Origin of the sequence: Sporomusa sp. KB1, from assembly GCF_007830295.1 — a bacterium.
GTDB lineage: Bacteria > Bacillota > Negativicutes > Sporomusales > Sporomusaceae > Sporomusa.
In genome coordinates this window covers 4,313,636-4,330,948 of the sequence record NZ_VLKC01000002.1, presented here as the reverse complement: position 1 = coordinate 4,330,948, position 17,313 = coordinate 4,313,636, and the positions used below count along the sequence as shown (strand labels likewise).

19 protein-coding genes are annotated in these 17,313 nt (G+C 41.4%); all 19 read right to left on the bottom strand.

Annotated features, from left to right (window positions below; translation table 11 throughout):
- Window positions 1-2: 2 nt before the first annotated feature.
- The 19 genes from glyQ to SALPA_RS23845 all read right to left on the bottom strand — a co-directional run bounded on the left by glyQ (window position 3) and on the right by SALPA_RS23845 (window position 17,309).
- The gene (gene glyQ / locus SALPA_RS23935; RefSeq protein WP_094606227.1) at window positions 3-878 is read right to left on the bottom strand and encodes a glycine--tRNA ligase subunit alpha; all 876 of its coding nucleotides are present in this window, start codon (window positions 876-878) and stop codon (window positions 3-5) included.
- 419 nt (window positions 879-1,297) lie between these two features.
- Window positions 1,298-2,446, bottom strand: coding sequence for an AI-2E family transporter (locus SALPA_RS23930; protein WP_186451214.1), 1,149 nt, complete (start codon window positions 2,444-2,446; stop codon window positions 1,298-1,300).
- A gap of 184 nt (window positions 2,447-2,630) precedes the next feature.
- A complete protein-coding gene (locus tag SALPA_RS23925; RefSeq protein WP_145099987.1) occupies window positions 2,631-3,074 on the bottom strand; it encodes a DUF4342 domain-containing protein in 444 nt (147 codons plus the stop codon).
- Between the two features lie 57 nt (window positions 3,075-3,131).
- Complete coding sequence (recO, locus tag SALPA_RS23920; RefSeq protein WP_145099984.1) at window positions 3,132-3,872, bottom strand: DNA repair protein RecO; 741 nt, start codon at window positions 3,870-3,872, stop codon at window positions 3,132-3,134.
- Window positions 3,863-4,051 (bottom strand): YqzL family protein, encoded by a 189-nt coding sequence (locus SALPA_RS23915; protein ID WP_145099981.1) that lies wholly within the window; start codon window positions 4,049-4,051, stop codon window positions 3,863-3,865. The genes recO and SALPA_RS23915 overlap by 10 nt, the downstream gene beginning before the upstream one ends.
- A gap of 58 nt (window positions 4,052-4,109) precedes the next feature.
- On the bottom strand, window positions 4,110-5,480 hold the full coding sequence (locus tag SALPA_RS23910) for a hemolysin family protein (protein ID WP_145099978.1): 1,371 nt from the start codon (window positions 5,478-5,480) through the stop codon (window positions 4,110-4,112).
- Window positions 5,464-6,048, bottom strand: coding sequence for a DUF502 domain-containing protein (locus SALPA_RS23905; protein ID WP_145099976.1), 585 nt, complete (start codon window positions 6,046-6,048; stop codon window positions 5,464-5,466). The genes SALPA_RS23910 and SALPA_RS23905 overlap by 17 nt, the downstream gene beginning before the upstream one ends.
- Before the next feature lie 90 nt (window positions 6,049-6,138).
- Window positions 6,139-7,032 (bottom strand): GTPase Era, encoded by an 894-nt coding sequence (gene era, locus SALPA_RS23900; RefSeq protein ID WP_186451213.1) that lies wholly within the window; start codon window positions 7,030-7,032, stop codon window positions 6,139-6,141.
- A 31-nt stretch (window positions 7,033-7,063) separates the two neighbouring features.
- Window positions 7,064-7,450 carry a cytidine deaminase gene (locus SALPA_RS23895; RefSeq protein WP_222428201.1) on the bottom strand — a complete coding sequence of 129 codons (387 nt, stop codon included), beginning with the start codon at window positions 7,448-7,450 and terminating at the stop codon, window positions 7,064-7,066.
- A gap of 12 nt (window positions 7,451-7,462) precedes the next feature.
- The gene (locus SALPA_RS23890; protein WP_255451326.1) at window positions 7,463-7,798 is read right to left on the bottom strand and encodes a diacylglycerol kinase family protein; all 336 of its coding nucleotides are present in this window, start codon (window positions 7,796-7,798) and stop codon (window positions 7,463-7,465) included.
- 19 nt (window positions 7,799-7,817) lie between these two features.
- A complete protein-coding gene (gene ybeY / locus SALPA_RS23885; protein ID WP_222428200.1) occupies window positions 7,818-8,273 on the bottom strand; it encodes an rRNA maturation RNase YbeY in 456 nt (151 codons plus the stop codon).
- Complete coding sequence (locus tag SALPA_RS23880; protein WP_255451325.1) at window positions 8,224-10,416, bottom strand: HD family phosphohydrolase; 2,193 nt, start codon at window positions 10,414-10,416, stop codon at window positions 8,224-8,226. The genes ybeY and SALPA_RS23880 overlap by 50 nt, the downstream gene beginning before the upstream one ends.
- A gap of 45 nt (window positions 10,417-10,461) precedes the next feature.
- Window positions 10,462-11,415, bottom strand: a complete 954-nt coding sequence (locus SALPA_RS23875) for a PhoH family protein (protein WP_255451324.1) — start codon at window positions 11,413-11,415, stop codon at window positions 10,462-10,464.
- Between the two features lie 26 nt (window positions 11,416-11,441).
- The gene (gene yqfD / locus SALPA_RS23870; protein WP_145099961.1) at window positions 11,442-12,653 is read right to left on the bottom strand and encodes a sporulation protein YqfD; all 1,212 of its coding nucleotides are present in this window, start codon (window positions 12,651-12,653) and stop codon (window positions 11,442-11,444) included.
- Window positions 12,643-12,918 carry a sporulation protein YqfC gene (yqfC, locus tag SALPA_RS23865; RefSeq protein WP_021169922.1) on the bottom strand — a complete coding sequence of 92 codons (276 nt, stop codon included), beginning with the start codon at window positions 12,916-12,918 and terminating at the stop codon, window positions 12,643-12,645. The genes yqfD and yqfC overlap by 11 nt, the downstream gene beginning before the upstream one ends.
- Window positions 12,919-13,003: 85 nt before the next feature.
- Entirely contained in the window at window positions 13,004-14,521 is a 1,518-nt protein-coding gene (locus SALPA_RS23860) for an ATP-binding protein (RefSeq protein WP_145099956.1), read from the bottom strand.
- Between the two features lie 230 nt (window positions 14,522-14,751).
- Complete coding sequence (locus SALPA_RS23855) at window positions 14,752-15,732, bottom strand: aliphatic sulfonate ABC transporter substrate-binding protein (protein WP_145099953.1); 981 nt, start codon at window positions 15,730-15,732, stop codon at window positions 14,752-14,754.
- A gap of 55 nt (window positions 15,733-15,787) precedes the next feature.
- Complete coding sequence (locus SALPA_RS23850) at window positions 15,788-16,498, bottom strand: ABC transporter permease (protein ID WP_255451449.1); 711 nt, start codon at window positions 16,496-16,498, stop codon at window positions 15,788-15,790.
- On the bottom strand, window positions 16,473-17,309 hold the full coding sequence (locus SALPA_RS23845) for an ABC transporter ATP-binding protein (protein WP_145099947.1): 837 nt from the start codon (window positions 17,307-17,309) through the stop codon (window positions 16,473-16,475). Before SALPA_RS23845 ends, SALPA_RS23850 begins: the two co-directional genes overlap by 26 nt.
- Window positions 17,310-17,313: the final 4 nt, after the last annotated feature.

Sequence of the window (17,313 nt, the reverse complement as noted above, 5' to 3'; positions counted from 1 at the left end):
GATTACTTACCTCCCTTTAGGAGTGGATACCCCAGCTTCTCACGTTGCTCCAGATAGCCCTGTGCGCACAGTCGTGCTAAGTTGCGGACCCGGCCGATAAAACCGGTACGTTCACTCACACTGATCGCCCCCCGGGCGTCGAGGAGATTAAAACTATGAGAACATTTTAAAACATAATCATAGGCCGGCAACACATAACCCAGTTCGATAACCCGCAGGGCTTCTTTTTCATACATATCAAACAGAGTAAATAACATTGTAGTGTCGGCAATTTCAAAATTATAGTGCGAATGTTCCACTTCATTGCGATGGAATACATCACCATAAGAAATGCCTGCTACCCATTCGATATCAAAAACATTTTCTTTGCCTTGAATATACATAGCTAAGCGTTCCAAGCCATAGGTAATTTCTACAGCTACCGGCTTAACATCAATACTGCCAACTTGCTGAAAATAAGTAAACTGGGTAATTTCCATACCATCAAGCCATACTTCCCAGCCTAGGCCCCAAGCACCTAAGGTCGGTGATTCCCAGTTGTCTTCAACGAAACGAATATCATGTTTAGCCGGGTCAATTCCCAACTGAGCCAAGCTGGCTAAATACAACTCTTGGATATTGGCTGGTGACGGCTTCATAATGACCTGATACTGGTGATGCTGATACAGACGGTTAGGGTTATCGCCATAACGTCCGTCAGCCGGCCGGCGTGACGGTTCAACATAAGATACATTCCATGGTTCAGGCCCCAATGCCCGAAGGAAAGTTGCCGGATTCATGGTTCCTGCCCCTTTTTCCACATCATACGGTTGTTGAATAATACAATGTTGCTTAGCCCAAAAATTTTGCAGAGTCAGGATAATCTCCTGGAATGTCATAATTTTACCTCCTAAAAAATAAAAACATCTTGTCCTCGTAACTTGTAATTAAGTTACAGGGACGAGATGTTATTCCCGCGGTTCCACCCTGATTGGGCGTAAAACGCCCCACCTCAAAGTATAGCAAGCTTTACTTTCTCACGAAATTGATTTCCAAATGCATCTGAACATTTTCGATCAACCCGGAGATTTCCTCTTGCAGCTTGGGAAGGCCTTCACCTTTTGTATTACCGGGCTTTCACTCTCCCTGGTTCGCTGCTTGAAAAAGGTTACTTATTTCCCGCATAGCCTTGATTTTCGACTTTAATCGTTACATAGCTTTATATTAGCTATAGTATCCAATATACAAAATTTTATCATGGAAATATAGGAAAATCAAGGGCTTACTGTTATTTAACCCTCAATTAAATCCGGTAAGCCTACTTTAAATCAGATATCTTTGCTGCGGATTCCACTGCTTTTAACCGGTCATTCACATTTTTACTTATCAGTTTATATATCGTCGCAGCAACCGGAACACCTAAAAAAATGCCGGTAATGCCCATCAATCCCCCGCCGATCGTTACCGCAGCAAATAGCCATATTTCAGGTAAGCCAATACTTTTCCCGACCACTCTCGGATATATCAGATTTCCTTCTATTTGTTGGAGGATGATAATAAAAATAATGAATAATACGCCTCTGATCGGGTCAACGGCTGCAATCAGCAGAAAGCCCACTATTGCGCCAAGATAAGCCCCCAAAATGGGAACCAAAGCTGTCAGTCCCATCACCGATCCAATTACGGTTGCGTAAGGAAATTGAAAAATCAGCATCCCCAATGTGCATAAAATTCCAAAGATAACTGCTTCTTTACACTGGCCAACAATATAACACCTAAAAGTATCATCCATGATCTTTGAACTCTCAATTAACTTCTCCCGATGTTCAAAAGATAAAAAAGCATGAGCTAGTTTGTTTATTATCCGCTTTAGATCATCTTTGTAAAATAAAATATATATGGCGAATATTATTGCAAATACCAAATTAAATAAGGTGCCAAAAATCGAACCGATAAAAGAAACTGTTCCTCCAGCCCAATCCCGGAGCCAGCTCAAAAACTGGTTTATCATTGATTCCTGATTAATTCCAAGTTGTCTGATTTTAGCCTTGATTTCGGGAATGTCATTAACGCTTTGCTGGCTCCATTCGACCGCCTTATTATACATATCGGGAACTCCACTTGAAAGCAGAGCTATCGACTGACCGATCTGAGGAACAACAATATGCAAAAACATCACAATAATCAGAACATTTGTCAGTATCGCTAATATAATAGCGATACTTCGACGATTATGGATTACTAATTTATTTTTACTCCTGGGAAAATAAATCATTTCATAGCCGGAAACTAAAATATTTATGATATAGGCAATCCCCAGCCCCAGCAGCAGAGGATAAAGAACGTCATATACTTGCTTGACTACAGAAATAGCACTGGAAAAGTTTAAAATAATCAGGAGCATGATGCCAGCCAGAAATATGATTTTAACAATAAATTTTTGGTTTTTCCTATCCAGCTCTTTCATAACATAATTCCTTTCCGTCATGTCAGGTTTTTGTTTTTAATCTTAGACATAATAAATAAATGCCTTACATAAAATGGATTCAAGAAAGATTGCTAAAGTCCTTTTTAGTCCAATAACAAAAACACCCCTTTCTCACGAAAAGAGTGTTTTTGTTAAGCTGCAGAAATGCGTGTGGCCGTTTAGACTACATATTTTGCGAGAACTTGTCCACTTCAGTTTGTGAATCTTCCCTGCCAGTTTCAGGCGGCTCTGCATCCTCGCGTACCACCTCGATAGTACACCGCTTAAACACAGCCACTAAAACACCCACAGCGGCCAATTGAGGCAGCACCACAGCGCCAATGGCGCCAAGAGCTACAGGTATATCTGCCAGCACCCGTCCCTCATGCTTGACGCGAATCTTATTAACATTGCCTTCGCGAATGAGTTCTTTCACTTTGTCAATGACCTCGGTGGAGCGCACCGAAAATTCCTCGGTCCACTTGGTGCTGCTATTACTTTTATCTTCAAGTTCAATTAGAGTATCAATTACATTGCCATCATTACGTTCCAAAGCCTCTTTAGCCTCCCGATACGAAATACCGGTGCGTTCACGAATCAAATCAATATTTTCCAAAGTAATATCCATTGTATACCCTCCACTAATTTAGGATTAGTCTTCCCTGTTTGAAAAACGTTATTCTACCTATAGAGTAGTAAGCTTATTAATAAAATCTAATGACTTAAGTGGACGTTCTAACTGGTGTCGTGCAAAACCGTACAGCAGACTCTCAGCGACTGACAAGACCGTAGCAGTCACGGTAAACTGACCAGGCTGCCGCAAATCCAACGATAGAAGCTTAGCTAAAAAATCCCGGTCAGGCTGATCGAATTTACTTGTGCCAGGCGGACTGCAAGCAATACATGTACCTCCGCCTTCGATAAAACTGAAATAGGCCGGCAAACTCAATTTGGAGCCACAGTGCGCGCAACACTCATATTCAGGCTGAAAGCCGGCCAAGACCATCAATTGCCAAGCACCTGCCAGAGCAGCAATGCGCGGGTTGCGCTTTGCCAGAAGCGTTAGCACTGCCAGCAACATATCAAATGCTGCTGGCTCAGACTGATGCTGTGGCCATAGCCCTAACGTTAATTCGGCAATGAAATTGGCATAGGCTAATCTGGTTAAATCTTCCCGAATTTCCCGAAATGAAGTTACAACTTCACACTGCCTGACTAAGTCCATGCCTTTGCCGCCAGCCAACAGCAAGTTTAAATGAGTAAACGGCTGGAGACCACCACTCAACTTACTTTTAGGTTTGCGGGCACCATATGCCATCACAGTAACAATGCCACGCTCGCGGGAAAACAAAGTGACCATTCTATCAGCAGCGCTCCAGTCGCGTGTTGCTAATAGAATGGCTTCTGACGGATACTCTAATGCCATTTAACCTCACGTAATACATCTTTTGAAAAATATTTTTCTGCAAGTAGTGATTGTGTGGTTTCATCGTCTGACTGCTGTTGGTTGCTACAATGACAATCTGAACAAGCGCGATAGGCAAGGTAAGCATCGATATTACCGGTACTAAAAAAAATTTCCCATAAAGTTTCCCGTAATAACACTCGACATCATCCCTTCAACTTATATTGACAAACAGGACTAGCCAGATAATCAATTAACTCATTCCAAACTATCGTTCGCCGCAGCTTCTGGAAAAAGCGGTACTGCCTTAACTCTTACAATTCGGAAACCGGTAACCTGAAGTACCTCAAATGAATAGTCACCAATATTTACTTTATCACCAGTTTCCGGACGACGTCCTAACACTCCAAATATATAACCACCTAGCGTATCTTCCTCATGATCTTCCAATCGAATATTCAGAAGTTCAGTCACATCATCCAAAAGAACTCCACCGTCAAATTCATAACTGCCATCAGACAGACGTTGAATTTCAATATCTGCTACCTCATCATGTTCATCCTGAATATCACCAACAATCTCTTCAATCACATCTTCCAGCGCTACAAGCCCGGCTGTACCGCCATACTCATCCGCAACAATAGCCAAGTGTGTACACTTGCGGCGCATGACTTGCAGTAGATGAGCTACTGACATTCCTTCAGGAACTACCAGTACTTCCCGAACAATAGCAGTTAAGTCACGCTCTCCTGGTGCGCACATATCAAAATCCATCAAATCACGAACATGGACCATACCAATAATATGATCTTTGTCTTCCACACATAATGGATATCGCGTATGCACGGTTTCCCGTACCACTCGCATATTTTCCTCAAATGGATCGTCTGTAAACAAACATACCATATCTTGCCTTGGCACCATAATTTCCCGCGCCAAACGATCAGCAAAATCAAAAACATTGTCAATAAGTTCGCTTTCCATCTGATTAAGCACGCTGCCGCGATGACTGGCACTGACAATCATCCGTAATTCTTCTTCCGAATGAGCCAGATCAGCTTCACTCGCTGCTTTCATTCCAATTGCGCTTAAAAGCAACTTAGCTGTACGATTAAACAGCATAATGACCGGATAGCTGACTTTATGGAAAATAGTGAGTAGCCATATACAGGACAACACCATACTTTCCGAGCGTTGCACTGCCAGTGATTTGGGGATAAGGTCGCCTAAAACAATGTAAAAAAATGTGATGCCAGTAAATCCCAAGGTAATACTAACTGTAGTAATCAGTCCTTCTGAAACAGGAAAATAATTCATTAAAATAGGTTTTATCAAGGAGGAAATAGCCGGTTCACCCACCCAGCCAAGTGCCAAGGATGATAAAGCAATACCGAGTTGCGTAGCGCCAAGGTAACTATCAAGTGAAGCTACAACCTTTAAAGCTAATTTAGCCCGGGTATTACCTTGCTGAGCAAGTTCTTCCAGTCGAGTTTTACGAATTTTGACTAATGAAAACTCGGATAATACAAAAAAACCATTAATTAAGACAAGTAACAGAGCGGCCGCCAACTTAACCGAACTGAATAATGGCGAATCTATAAAGCATCTCTCCCTAGTTATTGGAATCATTACTGCGCGGCATAATAGCACCGGCGGTAATAACATATTGCAGTGCGCTTTCGCTTGTTACGTCTAAAGGTATTATGTCCCGACTGGGCAGAATAATATTAAAACCAGAGGTCAGATTAAGACTCATGGGAACAAAAACGCACACATGTTCTTCTGTAAATTTATCAGCCAAGGGCACCGACAATTCAGGCATAACAAAGCCTAATGCCTTAACTCCCGGATGAGGATAAGGTACTAATACTGCATGTTTTAGCAACTCCTGAGACTCAAATACAGCTGTTGATATTTGTTTTACACTGTTGTAAATGAATTTTACCACTGGTATTGAGCCTACCAGGCGTTCCCCATACCCAATTACTTTTTGCAAAAGCCAATGTGAGGATAGCCAGCCGACAATTACAATCAAAAATAGTACGACAATCAGTGACAATCCAGGAAAATGAATCGGCAGATATTGACCTAGCAGCTGCTCAGTAAAGGAAAAAATATTAATAATTACAAAAGTCGTAATGGCAATAGGTACAATTACAATTAATCCATTGATAAAATATTTAGAAGCCCAATTCATTTATTCACCTCTCTAACAAATGATACCATTATGCGCCGTATTGGTCAATAATTGAAATAAGCTACCGCACAGCGGTAGCTTATTTTAAATTTACTCAAAGCCAAAACTTTTTAACACATTAGGCCGGTTGCGCCAATCTTTTTTTACCTTAACCCATAGATCAAGATATACTTTAGAGCCCAAGAGATTTTCAATATCACCCCTGGCCAGGCGGCCGATATCTTTAAGCAGGCGACCACCGGCACCGATAACAATCCCCTTTTGCGACTCACGTTCAACATAAATAACAGCTCTAACATACAAATTATCATTAGGTCTGGTAACGATTTCTTCAATGTCAACAAGGATAGCGTGAGGAATTTCCTCTTTGGTTAAATGTAACACTTTCTCTCTGATAAGCTCGGCAATGACAAGACGTTCAGGCTGATCAGTAATCATATCTTCAGGATAATATTGTGGACCTGGTTCAAGATGTGATTTGATCTCACTAACCAACTCTTCAAAATTGGTGTGATCAAGTGCCGAAATCGGTACTACCGCGGCAAATTTAAATTGTGCTGTATATTTTTCAATAATAGCAAACAATTTTGTTTTTTCAATTTGGTCTATTTTATTTACTGTAAGAATAACTGGTGTACGAACATTTGCCAGGTTATCAAGTATATAGCGTTCTCCTGCTCCCATTTCGGCAGTAACATCGACTACAAATAAAATAACGTCTACGTCCCGCAGAGAGCCTTCCGCTTCCTTGAGCATGTATTCGCCTAACTTGTGTTTAGGTTTATGCATGCCAGGAGTATCAATAAATAAGATTTGTGCATCTTTTTGTGTAAGAACACCCATAATTTTATTTCTGGTTGTTTGGGGTTTATCAGACATAATGGCCACTTTTTGACCAATCAAATTATTCATCAGCGTTGATTTACCAACATTAGGCCGGCCAATAACCGCGACAAAACCTGATTTATAGTTTTCTTCATTCATTATTTTTCCCACCATTTTTTATAAAGTAGACTTAACTGATAAAATCACCTTTGGTAAAACTAAAGGGCAAAAGTTCTTCGATGGTAACCGTCCGCTGTTTACCGTTCAGGTTCGTTAATAAAATATTTCTAATACCAAACTCAGCCATAACCTGCCGGCAAGCACCACATGGCGATACCGGACCTGGCGTATCAGCTACTACGGCTATGGCAATAAGCTCTTGTTCACCTTCGGATATTGCCTTAAAAATCGCAGTACGTTCAGCACAATTCGATAATCCGTAGGAAGCGTTCTCAATATTGCAGCCACTATAAATACGGCCGCTTTTTCCTTGTACCGCAGCTCCAACTTTAAATCCCGAATATGGCACATAAGCTTGTTCTCTAGCGCTAATTGCAGCCTTAACCAGTTCCTCCATCATCTTCCTCACCTATTTTAGTATTTTGTCCCAAAATAGAACATAGCCAACACCTAACGCAGCTACTGCCTGAATGAGAACGGCTCCCGCAGCAGCATCTTTGGCTATCTTGGCCAGCGGGTGAAACTCAGGTGAAACTTTATCAACAAGAGCTTCTAATGCAGTATTAAATACTTCGGCTGCAATGACGCCGGCAATCGTCAAAAATAAAACGCCCCACTCAATTCCGCTTAGCTCAAACCGCCATGCTAACCCTAATGCCCCAAAGGCAGCCAGCAAATGAACCTTCATATGCCGCTGGCTGCGGATACAGTAAATAATACCAGCTATAGCGTACCGAAAAGCCATTATTATCTGCAAGCAGCACCTATTGTTCACGGGTAATACCGAGCAGTGATAAAACATATTCTTCTTCCCGGCGCATTTCAGTTCTCTCTGCTTCAACCTCATGGTCATAACCTAAGAGGTGCAACATCCCATGGACAGTCAGATAGGCTAGCTCGCGTTCTAAACTATGATTGAATTCTTCCGCTTGCCTGGCTGTGGTTTCCAGTGATATTACGATATCTCCCAGCAAAATTTCAATATCATCAGGAGTATCGGTAATATCAGGCTCAGGCTCGCCTGCACACTGGTCATTCATAGCAAATGACAATACATCGGTAGGTGCATCTTTGTTACGGTACTGACGATTAAGCTGATGAATGTATTCATCGTCAGCCAGCACCACACTTACCTCAGTTTGCGGCTTGAGTCCATAAACCTCAGCCGCTTTATTTAACACTTGCATCAGCATTTGTTCCATTGCAGTGGTTACTCTCATCTTTTCCTGCCGGTTGTTTATTACTATTTCCATTTTTAGTTTTTCTCCTCTCAAGCTCTTTGAGAGCTTCAGGATATTCAATCCGACTATGGAACATGCTGGATAATAGTCGAATATACACATCGCCAATAATCGTAAAGTCGCGTAACGTTAGGTTGCATTCATCAAGTTGCCCATCTTGCAGTCTTTCCCTAATGATTTTTCGTACAGTGGCCTCAATACGATTAACGTTAGGCTTACTAATGGAGCGCACCGCCGCTTCACAAGAATCGGCCAGCATAACAAGGGCTGCCTCTTTGGTCTGTGGTCTCGGTCCCTCATAGCGAAAGTCTGATTCAATAACACATTCACCATGTTCAGTTTCCGTAGCTCGTTTATAAAAATAGGACGCTAGTGTAGTACCATGATGTTGCTGAATGATATCTACTATTACCTGTGGTAATTTGTACTCCTTACACAAGTCAAACCCATCTTTGATATGGGATATAACAATAAGCGTGCTAAGTGACGGTGCAATTTTGTCATGAGGATTTTCACAGCCTGATTGATTTTCAATAAAAAAATACGGCCGTTTAAGTTTACCAATATCATGATAATAAGCACCTACCCTTACAACCACCGGATCTGCCCCTACCGTTACAGCAGCGGTTTCCGCCAAATTGCCCACAAGTACACTGTGATGATATGTCCCCGGAGCATTTAATAACAGGCGCTGCAGTAGTGGGTGATTAGGTTTTGCCAAGTCCAGCAGCTTGATTGGCGTAGTAATATTAAAAACATGCTCGAGATAAGGTAAAAGACCGGTAGTAATTACTGCGGAAGCAATCCCGCTAATGGCACCAAGCATTCCCTGAAATAGTACTTCTGTGCCATTAAGCTGTTGGATGAGACCTGTTGAACCAATTACTAAGAAATTAATTACCGCAATCCAGACTCCACCCCGCGCGAGACTATAACTATGAGCCATTTTGGTTACACTATAAACCCCAGCCATACCACCAATAAGCGCAGCAACTACTGCGCGCAGGTCATGATCTACAATCACACCAAAAAACATAGCCATAATCACACTGATTAAGATCCCTACCCGGGGATCAATCAAAATGGCCGTTAACAGTGCTCCAGCCGCAATTGGCGCGGCAAAGTCTGAATAATAATGAGCAACCTTAGCAATCAGCAAGGTAACTAAAACAATTAAACCTAATAAAATTAAATGCATATTATTATTATAAATAGGGTTTGCAAACCGATATAAATAACCTAAGGAAATCCCCATTACTATAAGCACAAACAAAGTAAGCCCTAAAACCCTTACTTCACTGATATTTCCAGCATATAATCCTAATTCTTCCATAACATGAATCTGTTCACTAGTTACAATATCACCACGTCTTACTAAGATCTGCCCTTTGCGAACAGTTTCCCGCACAGATTCAATATTAGCCAGTGCCGATTGCTTACGCTTGTCTGATTCTCGAACATTTAGAATAAAATTAGGCCTGATCAGGGTTTGTGCAATACCAGCTACAACAGCTTCTGCATTTTTACCAAGACCTAATTCTTCTGCCTCAAGCACTACCTGCTTTCTGGCGATATCAATGTCATCATCTCTGATGCCGCGTTGTAAATACTTGCGTAAGATAGATTTAGTATAATCTTCCGTTTTTAATAAGCCCGTATCATCCAAATTCAGCAGCCCGTGAACCACTGTACTAGACAATGCGACTGGTAATTCGCGGGTAAGTTTTTCCACTTTTTGTTCAGCGGTCAGTGATTTGTCTACTTGAATGGCTTGTGCTGTACGAAAAATGGTTTTGACATCCTCCTCGGCTTTTGCCATGACAGCAATATCCATATCATAGACATTAGCCACACTGGCCATAACTTCCAGTTCAAGTTTCTTAGTTTTAACATTGTCAATATAAGACACTGTTCTCGGCGCAATTACATCCCGGTCACTTACCTGACCAATTTGCAGTGATATTTTTTCTGGAATAAAATCAGCTGATAAACAAAGCATATATAAGGCAAAGAAAATGAAAAATACCACGGTTCGGCGTACTATTGAATGGGTCTGTATGTTGACCGGCTGCGCAAACAAATCCCGCAACTTATTATTAACCGATATCATCTTCTTTTTCACTCCATACCACTGCTCAGCGTTTTGCAGAACCAACGCGAGCTATAGTTATTGCTTTTGATCATACTGTGCGTAAGCCTTGATGATACGGCTGACTATTTCATGTCGTACTACATCACCTTCGTTTAAGGTAAGCATTGCAATACCAGGCACCTCGGCCAGCACAGCTTGGGCATGCTTAAGACCTGATTTAACCCCTGTTGGTAAATCAATTTGGGTTATGTCACCGGTTATTACCATTTTTGAACCAAAGCCCATTCTTGTTAAAAACATTTTCATTTGCTCAGCAGTTGTGTTTTGGGCTTCGTCCAAGATGATAAAGGAATCCTCAAGTGTACGTCCCCGCATATAAGCTAAGGGTGCCACTTCAATAATATTTTTGGCCATATACTTTTGTACAGTATCTATTCCCATGATATCATACATGGCATCATACAAAGGCCGCAAATAAGGATCAACCTTTTCTTGTAAATCCCCAGGTAAAAAACCAAGCTTTTCACCAGCTTCCACTGCTGGACGAGTTAAAATGATTTTTTCTACTTGCTTATTTTTCAAGGAAAATGCTGCCATAGCAACCGCAAGATAAGTCTTCCCTGTTCCTGCCGGCCCTATTCCGAAGGTAATATGATTACGGCGAATGGCCTCCAAATAGTAGCTCTGCCCAAGGGTTTTGGGCTTAATATGACGACCTCTGGCTGTAACCAAAACAGTATCGGCAAACATTTGGTGAAGAAAATCCGCCTGACCATCAAGAATCATCTGAATACTATACCGTACATCATGGCTTGTTACCGGATTGCCTTCTCTATACAGATAACTAAGCTCAGTAAACAAACGAGTAAGCTGTCCGACTTCACCATCTTTGCCATCCAAAATTAATTCTGTTCCCCTTGCTGTCATTCTACAGGAAAAATGTTGGTTAATTAATCCTAGATATTCGTCATTTCTTCCTAAAACAGCGATAGCTTCCTTAGTATCTACAAAATTAATTCGTTTTTCCAAAAAAACAATGCCCCCTACTAGAATAATTACTGATAAATATTTATAGTTTGCCCAATATCTTCGATGGTTTCCACATTTACTTTTACTCTAACTATGTCCTCTGCCGGAGTTTTTAATACTTCATAATTGCGCGATACTATTTGGGCTGTTTCAGGAATACTGCTTTGCACTGCCTGGAGGGCTTTGGCATGAGCCTCATTGCGTGCTTCTTCAAACGATTTTTCTTTATGTTCGGTGTTTATTTCATGGTATATTGTAATAGTTGATTCGACAACTACCTCCCTATTCCTCCATAGTGGCAATTGTTTATATATAATCTCAGTTTCATATTCTGGGTATGGCGGCTCTGGCAGCTCATTAAATGATACCTCAGAACTGCCAATTTTCATAGCTACCGCTATTTGTTGATTACCGGTACGGGTAACTGTAGCTTGTTTTAATTCGATTTCCGCATAGCCTTCATACCATATCCGTGCTTTGATAATGCCTCTGGCGCGAAGTTCCCTTGGTATGTTACTAATTGACGGCTGACCTTCAAGTGCCGCTGGTGCAGGTTCAAGAAAGACTCCATTTATTAGCAGATCACCTTTCTTGACGGTATCACCATTTTTCACTGCCGCCTGCCCGGCTAAAACAATAATTTCATTAATTACGCCATCTTTGCCGGCAACAAGGTGCGCCGGAGCTTTATCTTCCTGTTTAGGCATGGTTTTTTCAACGATTTCTACAACTGCCCGGGTCCCGGTAAAATTAATTCCTACCCACGCTACTTCAGGAACATGTAATGCTATTTCCCGTTCAACCGCCTTGCTATTAATATTATTTTTTATAGTACCCGCCTTCAAACCATACTGCTCGGCAATAGTTCGTACTTCTTGATCAGGTATATTTTTTAGACCAGTAATCTCAACAAACCAAATGTAAGAAGACAAGGTATAGAGCAAAGCAAAAAATAAAATACCTCCAAGCAGCAGCATTTTTCGCTGTTTGATACGTTTGATAACGAAAGGCAAACCGCGATATGCCAGTACTTTTACTTTGATATGACTGCATATCACCAAAGGTCGAATTCGAAAAAAATCCTCCAACCTGATCCAGGCAATCAAATCTTCATCAGTTTTAGTAATACCCCATAGTAAAATTTGTTCAACAATACAAAGGTTAATAAACCGCTCAGGCATAGGGCCGCTGAGGCGGATTTTCACGGCGCCACGCAGATAATTCGCATTAAATATCATAATTAACCTTTTGCACCACACCTTCAACTAGAATTTGCTCAGCTTGGAGATTTCCTAAGGTTAACATTTGACCATAAATAAACAATTCTCCCTGACTGAGTTTTATTCGAACAAGCGAAGGGGTATATTCAATTATCCCTTTGTGATTTTCAACTAGCAGTTGTTTATTGCCAAGCATCGTTATGCGCGGCAAATCCATCACAATATCTTGTGGTATTTCCAAAAGTCCAGCCAAAGATTGTAATCTTCCCTTACGGCGTAACATGTAAAATCCCCCCTCATATACCAATCTATGCCTATCAATAGGCTAATTAGTACATGAGAAGGGGAGTTTCAGTAAAGTACGCTATTCAAATTGCTAATGCCGTTAAATACTCCTCAAATTTGTGAACCTTTACCGGGGCAGCAAAGCGCATATAATTTGTAGCGATAATCATTTCCCCGCAATCCAGATTTTTAATTTCATTGCGCTGCTGCAATATATCCTTGCGGCACATAGACTCCAGCTTACCTCGGTCCGCTTTGGAAGCCAGGCCTAATATAAATAAGGTATTTAGTTGTGACAATACTTTATCTGCTAATAGGCGGGGTTGTTGGTCTACAACACATAACCCAATATTAAATTTTCGGGCTTCGCTAACTAGTCTGGCAAATACATTTTGGGTACTTTGTTCCTTTTTACCCAGGAAACGATGTGCTTCTTCAAGGACAATTAATATTGGCTTAGCCTCAGAACGTGCCAGTTCGGACTTATTAGCATAATGGTGCAGCAGCTTTTTTGACAACAAGGTTGACAACGCCTGCTCACCGACAGGGGAGATATTTTTAAGTTCAATCAATACCACTTTACCTTGTTCCAAATCCTTTAGCATTTGCCCAACCGCAGTTATTTCTCCGGAAGCCCCTATTTCATCATGAATATTCAACTCTTGCTCCAGGTTCCAGCAAATACTTTTGATCTTACTGATTGTACGGGATTGAAATTTCTGACCGGTACAACCGGCTATCTCTTCAATAATATCCTCAGCCTCATATTTTAAAATATACTCCATCCAGCGATCCTGCCAAACAGACGACAGCTTATAGATAGCATCAAGCTGCGGGTCACTGAAGGTTGCGCAAGCCGTAATATCTTCAGGATCAACTTCATTATAGTTTAACACAAGTTTATTCACATTTTTCCGTTCAGGTTCAGGGTTGGTATTATAAACCACTAGTCGATCATTCACTTTAGGGTGGAGTGACAAATCATGGTAATATTCATTATGAACATCAAAAATTAGCAATCCGTAGTTGTTGCTGTCAATAATCGAACTGGAAAGTACTTTTACAAGATTACTTTTCCCTGATCCGGTTGTGCCAAAAATGCCGATATGTTCGGTGATGGCTTTAGACCCAAATATACCGACAGGTAACTTAAGGACTTCCCGGCCGCTTTTTAAATAACCAATTTCAAGGTCACCCTTCATTTCATCTAATAAAGCGGTATCATCGGCAGATAAACCACGAACCTCACAAAAAAAATCAGGACAAGTTTTAGGGTTAAATATCTGCCCCTCAGCATCAACATAACAAAGCTGTTCGGCAATACCAATTTTTACAGTATGGTTACCGCCCAAGTAAAAGTCAAGCTCTTCTTGATTAGCCACTTGCCCATTTTCATCAAGCTTGCTCATTAAATAGCTGACACCATTCATTCCTGACCAACGTGACTTAATCTTAAAGTCATACGCGCGAATATAAAATCGATCCTGGTTTTTGCCTTCAACAACTAAAATATTGCCAAAATCAACATCTTGGTTAGGAGCAACGACAAATTCCATATAGGTGCCTTTTGCATAAGTAAGGCGGCCTTTATACTCTGACATATGTTTTGCCCCCTTAATTTATAATTTGCTTGCAACTTTAGTGTGTACTAAAAGCAAAAAATAAAACAGGGGATTTTTATCCACTGTTTTTATACGTTTACCATCGCCTTTTATACTGGATTATCGCTATTGGGGTTTCTATGTAATTTATATTGTTTATAGGTAATTGTAACAAATATTGTAATAAAATTAACCCAGGCAGTTGGAAAGCCGTAAGTACTAAAAGGCTTTTACATCCTCATTCGCGAGATATCGACTTTTTCTTTCAAATAACCGGCCTCAACTAATATATCGGCATACTCCTGCAATACTTGCCAGTCAATATCAATAGTCGCTTGGGTACGTCGAAAAGCAGTCTCTAATACCTCTGCCGGAACTTCCTTATTTGTTATAATCTTTAGTTGATTGTTTACTATTTTACCCCGTTCATCAGGATGTTGGTTTATAAACTCAACCGCTTTTTGATGAGCAGTTAAAAAAGCTTTTATTATAGATGGATTTTTTTCAACATAGTCTTTTTTAGCAATAACGACAGCAGTGGGATAGTTGCCCTGTTTCCAAATATGATTCCAATCCAACACCAGCTTAGCTCCACCTTTTTGTTCCAATATTGCCCCCCACGGCTCAGGTACCAGCGCTGCATCGACCTGATTTTGGCTAAATAGGGACAACACATCAGCTGGTGCAGCCTGAAAAATCTCCACATTTCCCCCCTTAGCCTTATCCTTCAGGCCGTTTTCCACTAACAGATGCCGTAAACAAATATCCTGGGTATTCCCATACTGCGGTATAGCAATCTTCTTACCAGCCAGGTCTTGCAAACTGTTAATATCACATTTTGGATCAGCCACCAGCACAGCACCAGCATTACTGGCTCCGGAAATAATTTGCAGCGGCACTCCGCGGGCGAAGCCGGTTAAAGCCGGTCCTGGACCAATGTAAGCCACATCAATTTCTCCGGCTGCCATGGCTTCCATTAATTCAGGTCCGGCAGAGAAAACTCGCGTTTCCAGCCTAAGCTCCCCTAACTCGTTTTGGAAAAAGCCTTGGTCTATCCCGACCAAAGCTGGAGCATGAGTAACGTTCGGAAAAAAACCTAACCTTAGTTTAGGCTGCCCCACTTGCTTTTGGCTGCAACCTGACAAAAACACAAACAGAAAAACTATAAGCATACTACCTATTATAGTAAAAGACCGTTTCCGACTAAGCATATAAAATCCTCCCCAAATATCACAGCAAGGTATCACAAAAAAACGCTTTTAATCACTATGTATGACCCCATTTTTTCAATACATTTGCCTCCAGCCTTTGAAACAGTAATAACTCAATCCCAGACCCCAGTACACTAATTATGATCATAACCGCAATTATCAGACTCATATCACCCAGATTACGCCCAGTCATCAGCACCTGTCCTAAACCTGAACCACTCCCAATCAGCTCACCTGCCATTAATGATCGCCAGGCAAATGCCCAGGCCAAACGCAAACCCGTAATAATCCCAGGCAAGCCAGCTGGAAGACAAACCTTAAAAAACAAACGAATATTACGATAACTCAAAGTTCTGGCAACACGGATTAAAAGCGGGGATACGCCCTGTATTGCCGTTTTCACACTAATTACCATCGTACATAAAGCACCAATTACCACTACAAAAATAACCGCCTTATCATTTAGCCCAAACCATAACAAGGCAAGCGGCAGCCAGACAATACTGGGTACAGTCTGTACACTCAAAATCAAGAATCCAACCGTATCATCAAGCCAGCGAACCTTTGCTAATGCCACTCCTAAGAGCGTTCCCAATACCACCGCCAGTACATAGCCGATAATAAGCCGCTGAAAGCTTGCTAAGACAGCAATTACTAACGAAAAATCAGCAACGCCATACCACAATGTCAGTCCTACCTGATATGGCGACGGCAACAGAAACGGTGGCCAAAACCCCAGTCTATATACTACTTCCCATACGATCACCAATATCGCTACTACTAGCAGCCGCTTCCAATAGATACTCCTCGCCAATTTCCTCTGCTACCGCCTTTTCCATTTCAATTTTCAAATAGGCTAATATCTCCGCTTCTAATTGTGCTGCAGCAAAATTGTCTGGCACACGCGGTCTTGGTATACTAATTGAATATTCTTTGATCACCCTTGCCGGACGATAGCTAAACAAGACAATACGTTCTGCAAGATAAATAGCCTCACGAATATGATGAGTAACAAATACAACAGTTTTCTTCGTATACTGCCAAATTCGTAGCAATTCTGCTTGGAGCATCATTCTGGTTTGCTCATCCAACGCCGCAAATGGTTCATCCATTAACAAAACAGGCGAATCTGTCGCCAATGCACGGGCAATTGCCACCCGTTGCTTCATCCCGCCGGAAAGCTGATACGGATAAGCGTGTTTAAACTTGTTAAGATGCACTAAATTTATGTAATACAGCGCCTTGTCTGCTTTTTCGCGTCCGGTACCGCTTTGAATAGCAAACTTAATATTTTCGATGACAGTTAACCAGGGAAACAATGCTGCTTCCTGAAAAACCACCGCCCGGTCAGCACCAGGATTGCATATCGGTTTGCCTTGAAATAACAACTCCCCGGTACTAACCGCATCAAGTCCGGCAATCAAATTAATTAGTGTTGATTTTCCACAGCCAGACGGTCCCAGCAAAGCCACAAACTCACCGTCAGCTATCGAAAGATCTACCTTGTCGATAGCCTGTATAGCATTGCCGGAGTTATCCGCAAACCATTTTTCCACTTGCCTCAGTTCAATTGACATGATT

What these genes read in the sequence shown, in the direction of transcription:
- SALPA_RS23845 (WP_145099947.1), bottom strand. Translation starts at nt 17,309, where the DNA reads ATGTCAATTGAACTGAGGCAAGTGGAAAAATGGTTTGCGGATAACTCC.
- SALPA_RS23860 (WP_145099956.1), bottom strand. Translation starts at nt 14,521, where the DNA reads ATGTCAGAGTATAAAGGCCGCCTTACTTATGCAAAAGGCACCTATATG.
- SALPA_RS23925 (WP_145099987.1), bottom strand. Translation starts at nt 3,074, where the DNA reads ATGGATATTACTTTGGAAAATATTGATTTGATTCGTGAACGCACCGGT.
- glyQ (WP_094606227.1), bottom strand. Translation starts at nt 878, where the DNA reads ATGACATTCCAGGAGATTATCCTGACTCTGCAAAATTTTTGGGCTAAG.
- SALPA_RS23910 (WP_145099978.1), bottom strand. Translation starts at nt 5,480, where the DNA reads ATGATTCCAATAACTAGGGAGAGATGCTTTATAGATTCGCCATTATTC.
- SALPA_RS23930 (WP_186451214.1), bottom strand. Translation starts at nt 2,446, where the DNA reads ATGAAAGAGCTGGATAGGAAAAACCAAAAATTTATTGTTAAAATCATA.
- yqfD (WP_145099961.1), bottom strand. Translation starts at nt 12,653, where the DNA reads ATGATATTTAATGCGAATTATCTGCGTGGCGCCGTGAAAATCCGCCTC.
- recO (WP_145099984.1), bottom strand. Translation starts at nt 3,872, where the DNA reads ATGGCATTAGAGTATCCGTCAGAAGCCATTCTATTAGCAACACGCGAC.
- SALPA_RS23890 (WP_255451326.1), bottom strand. Translation starts at nt 7,798, where the DNA reads ATGGCTTTTCGGTACGCTATAGCTGGTATTATTTACTGTATCCGCAGC.
- SALPA_RS23905 (WP_145099976.1), bottom strand. Translation starts at nt 6,048, where the DNA reads ATGAATTGGGCTTCTAAATATTTTATCAATGGATTAATTGTAATTGTA.
- ybeY (WP_222428200.1), bottom strand. Translation starts at nt 8,273, where the DNA reads ATGAGAGTAACCACTGCAATGGAACAAATGCTGATGCAAGTGTTAAAT.
- yqfC (WP_021169922.1), bottom strand. Translation starts at nt 12,918, where the DNA reads ATGTTACGCCGTAAGGGAAGATTACAATCTTTGGCTGGACTTTTGGAA.
- SALPA_RS23855 (WP_145099953.1), bottom strand. Translation starts at nt 15,732, where the DNA reads ATGCTTAGTCGGAAACGGTCTTTTACTATAATAGGTAGTATGCTTATA.
- era (WP_186451213.1), bottom strand. Translation starts at nt 7,032, where the DNA reads ATGAATGAAGAAAACTATAAATCAGGTTTTGTCGCGGTTATTGGCCGG.
- SALPA_RS23895 (WP_222428201.1), bottom strand. Translation starts at nt 7,450, where the DNA reads ATGGAGGAACTGGTTAAGGCTGCAATTAGCGCTAGAGAACAAGCTTAT.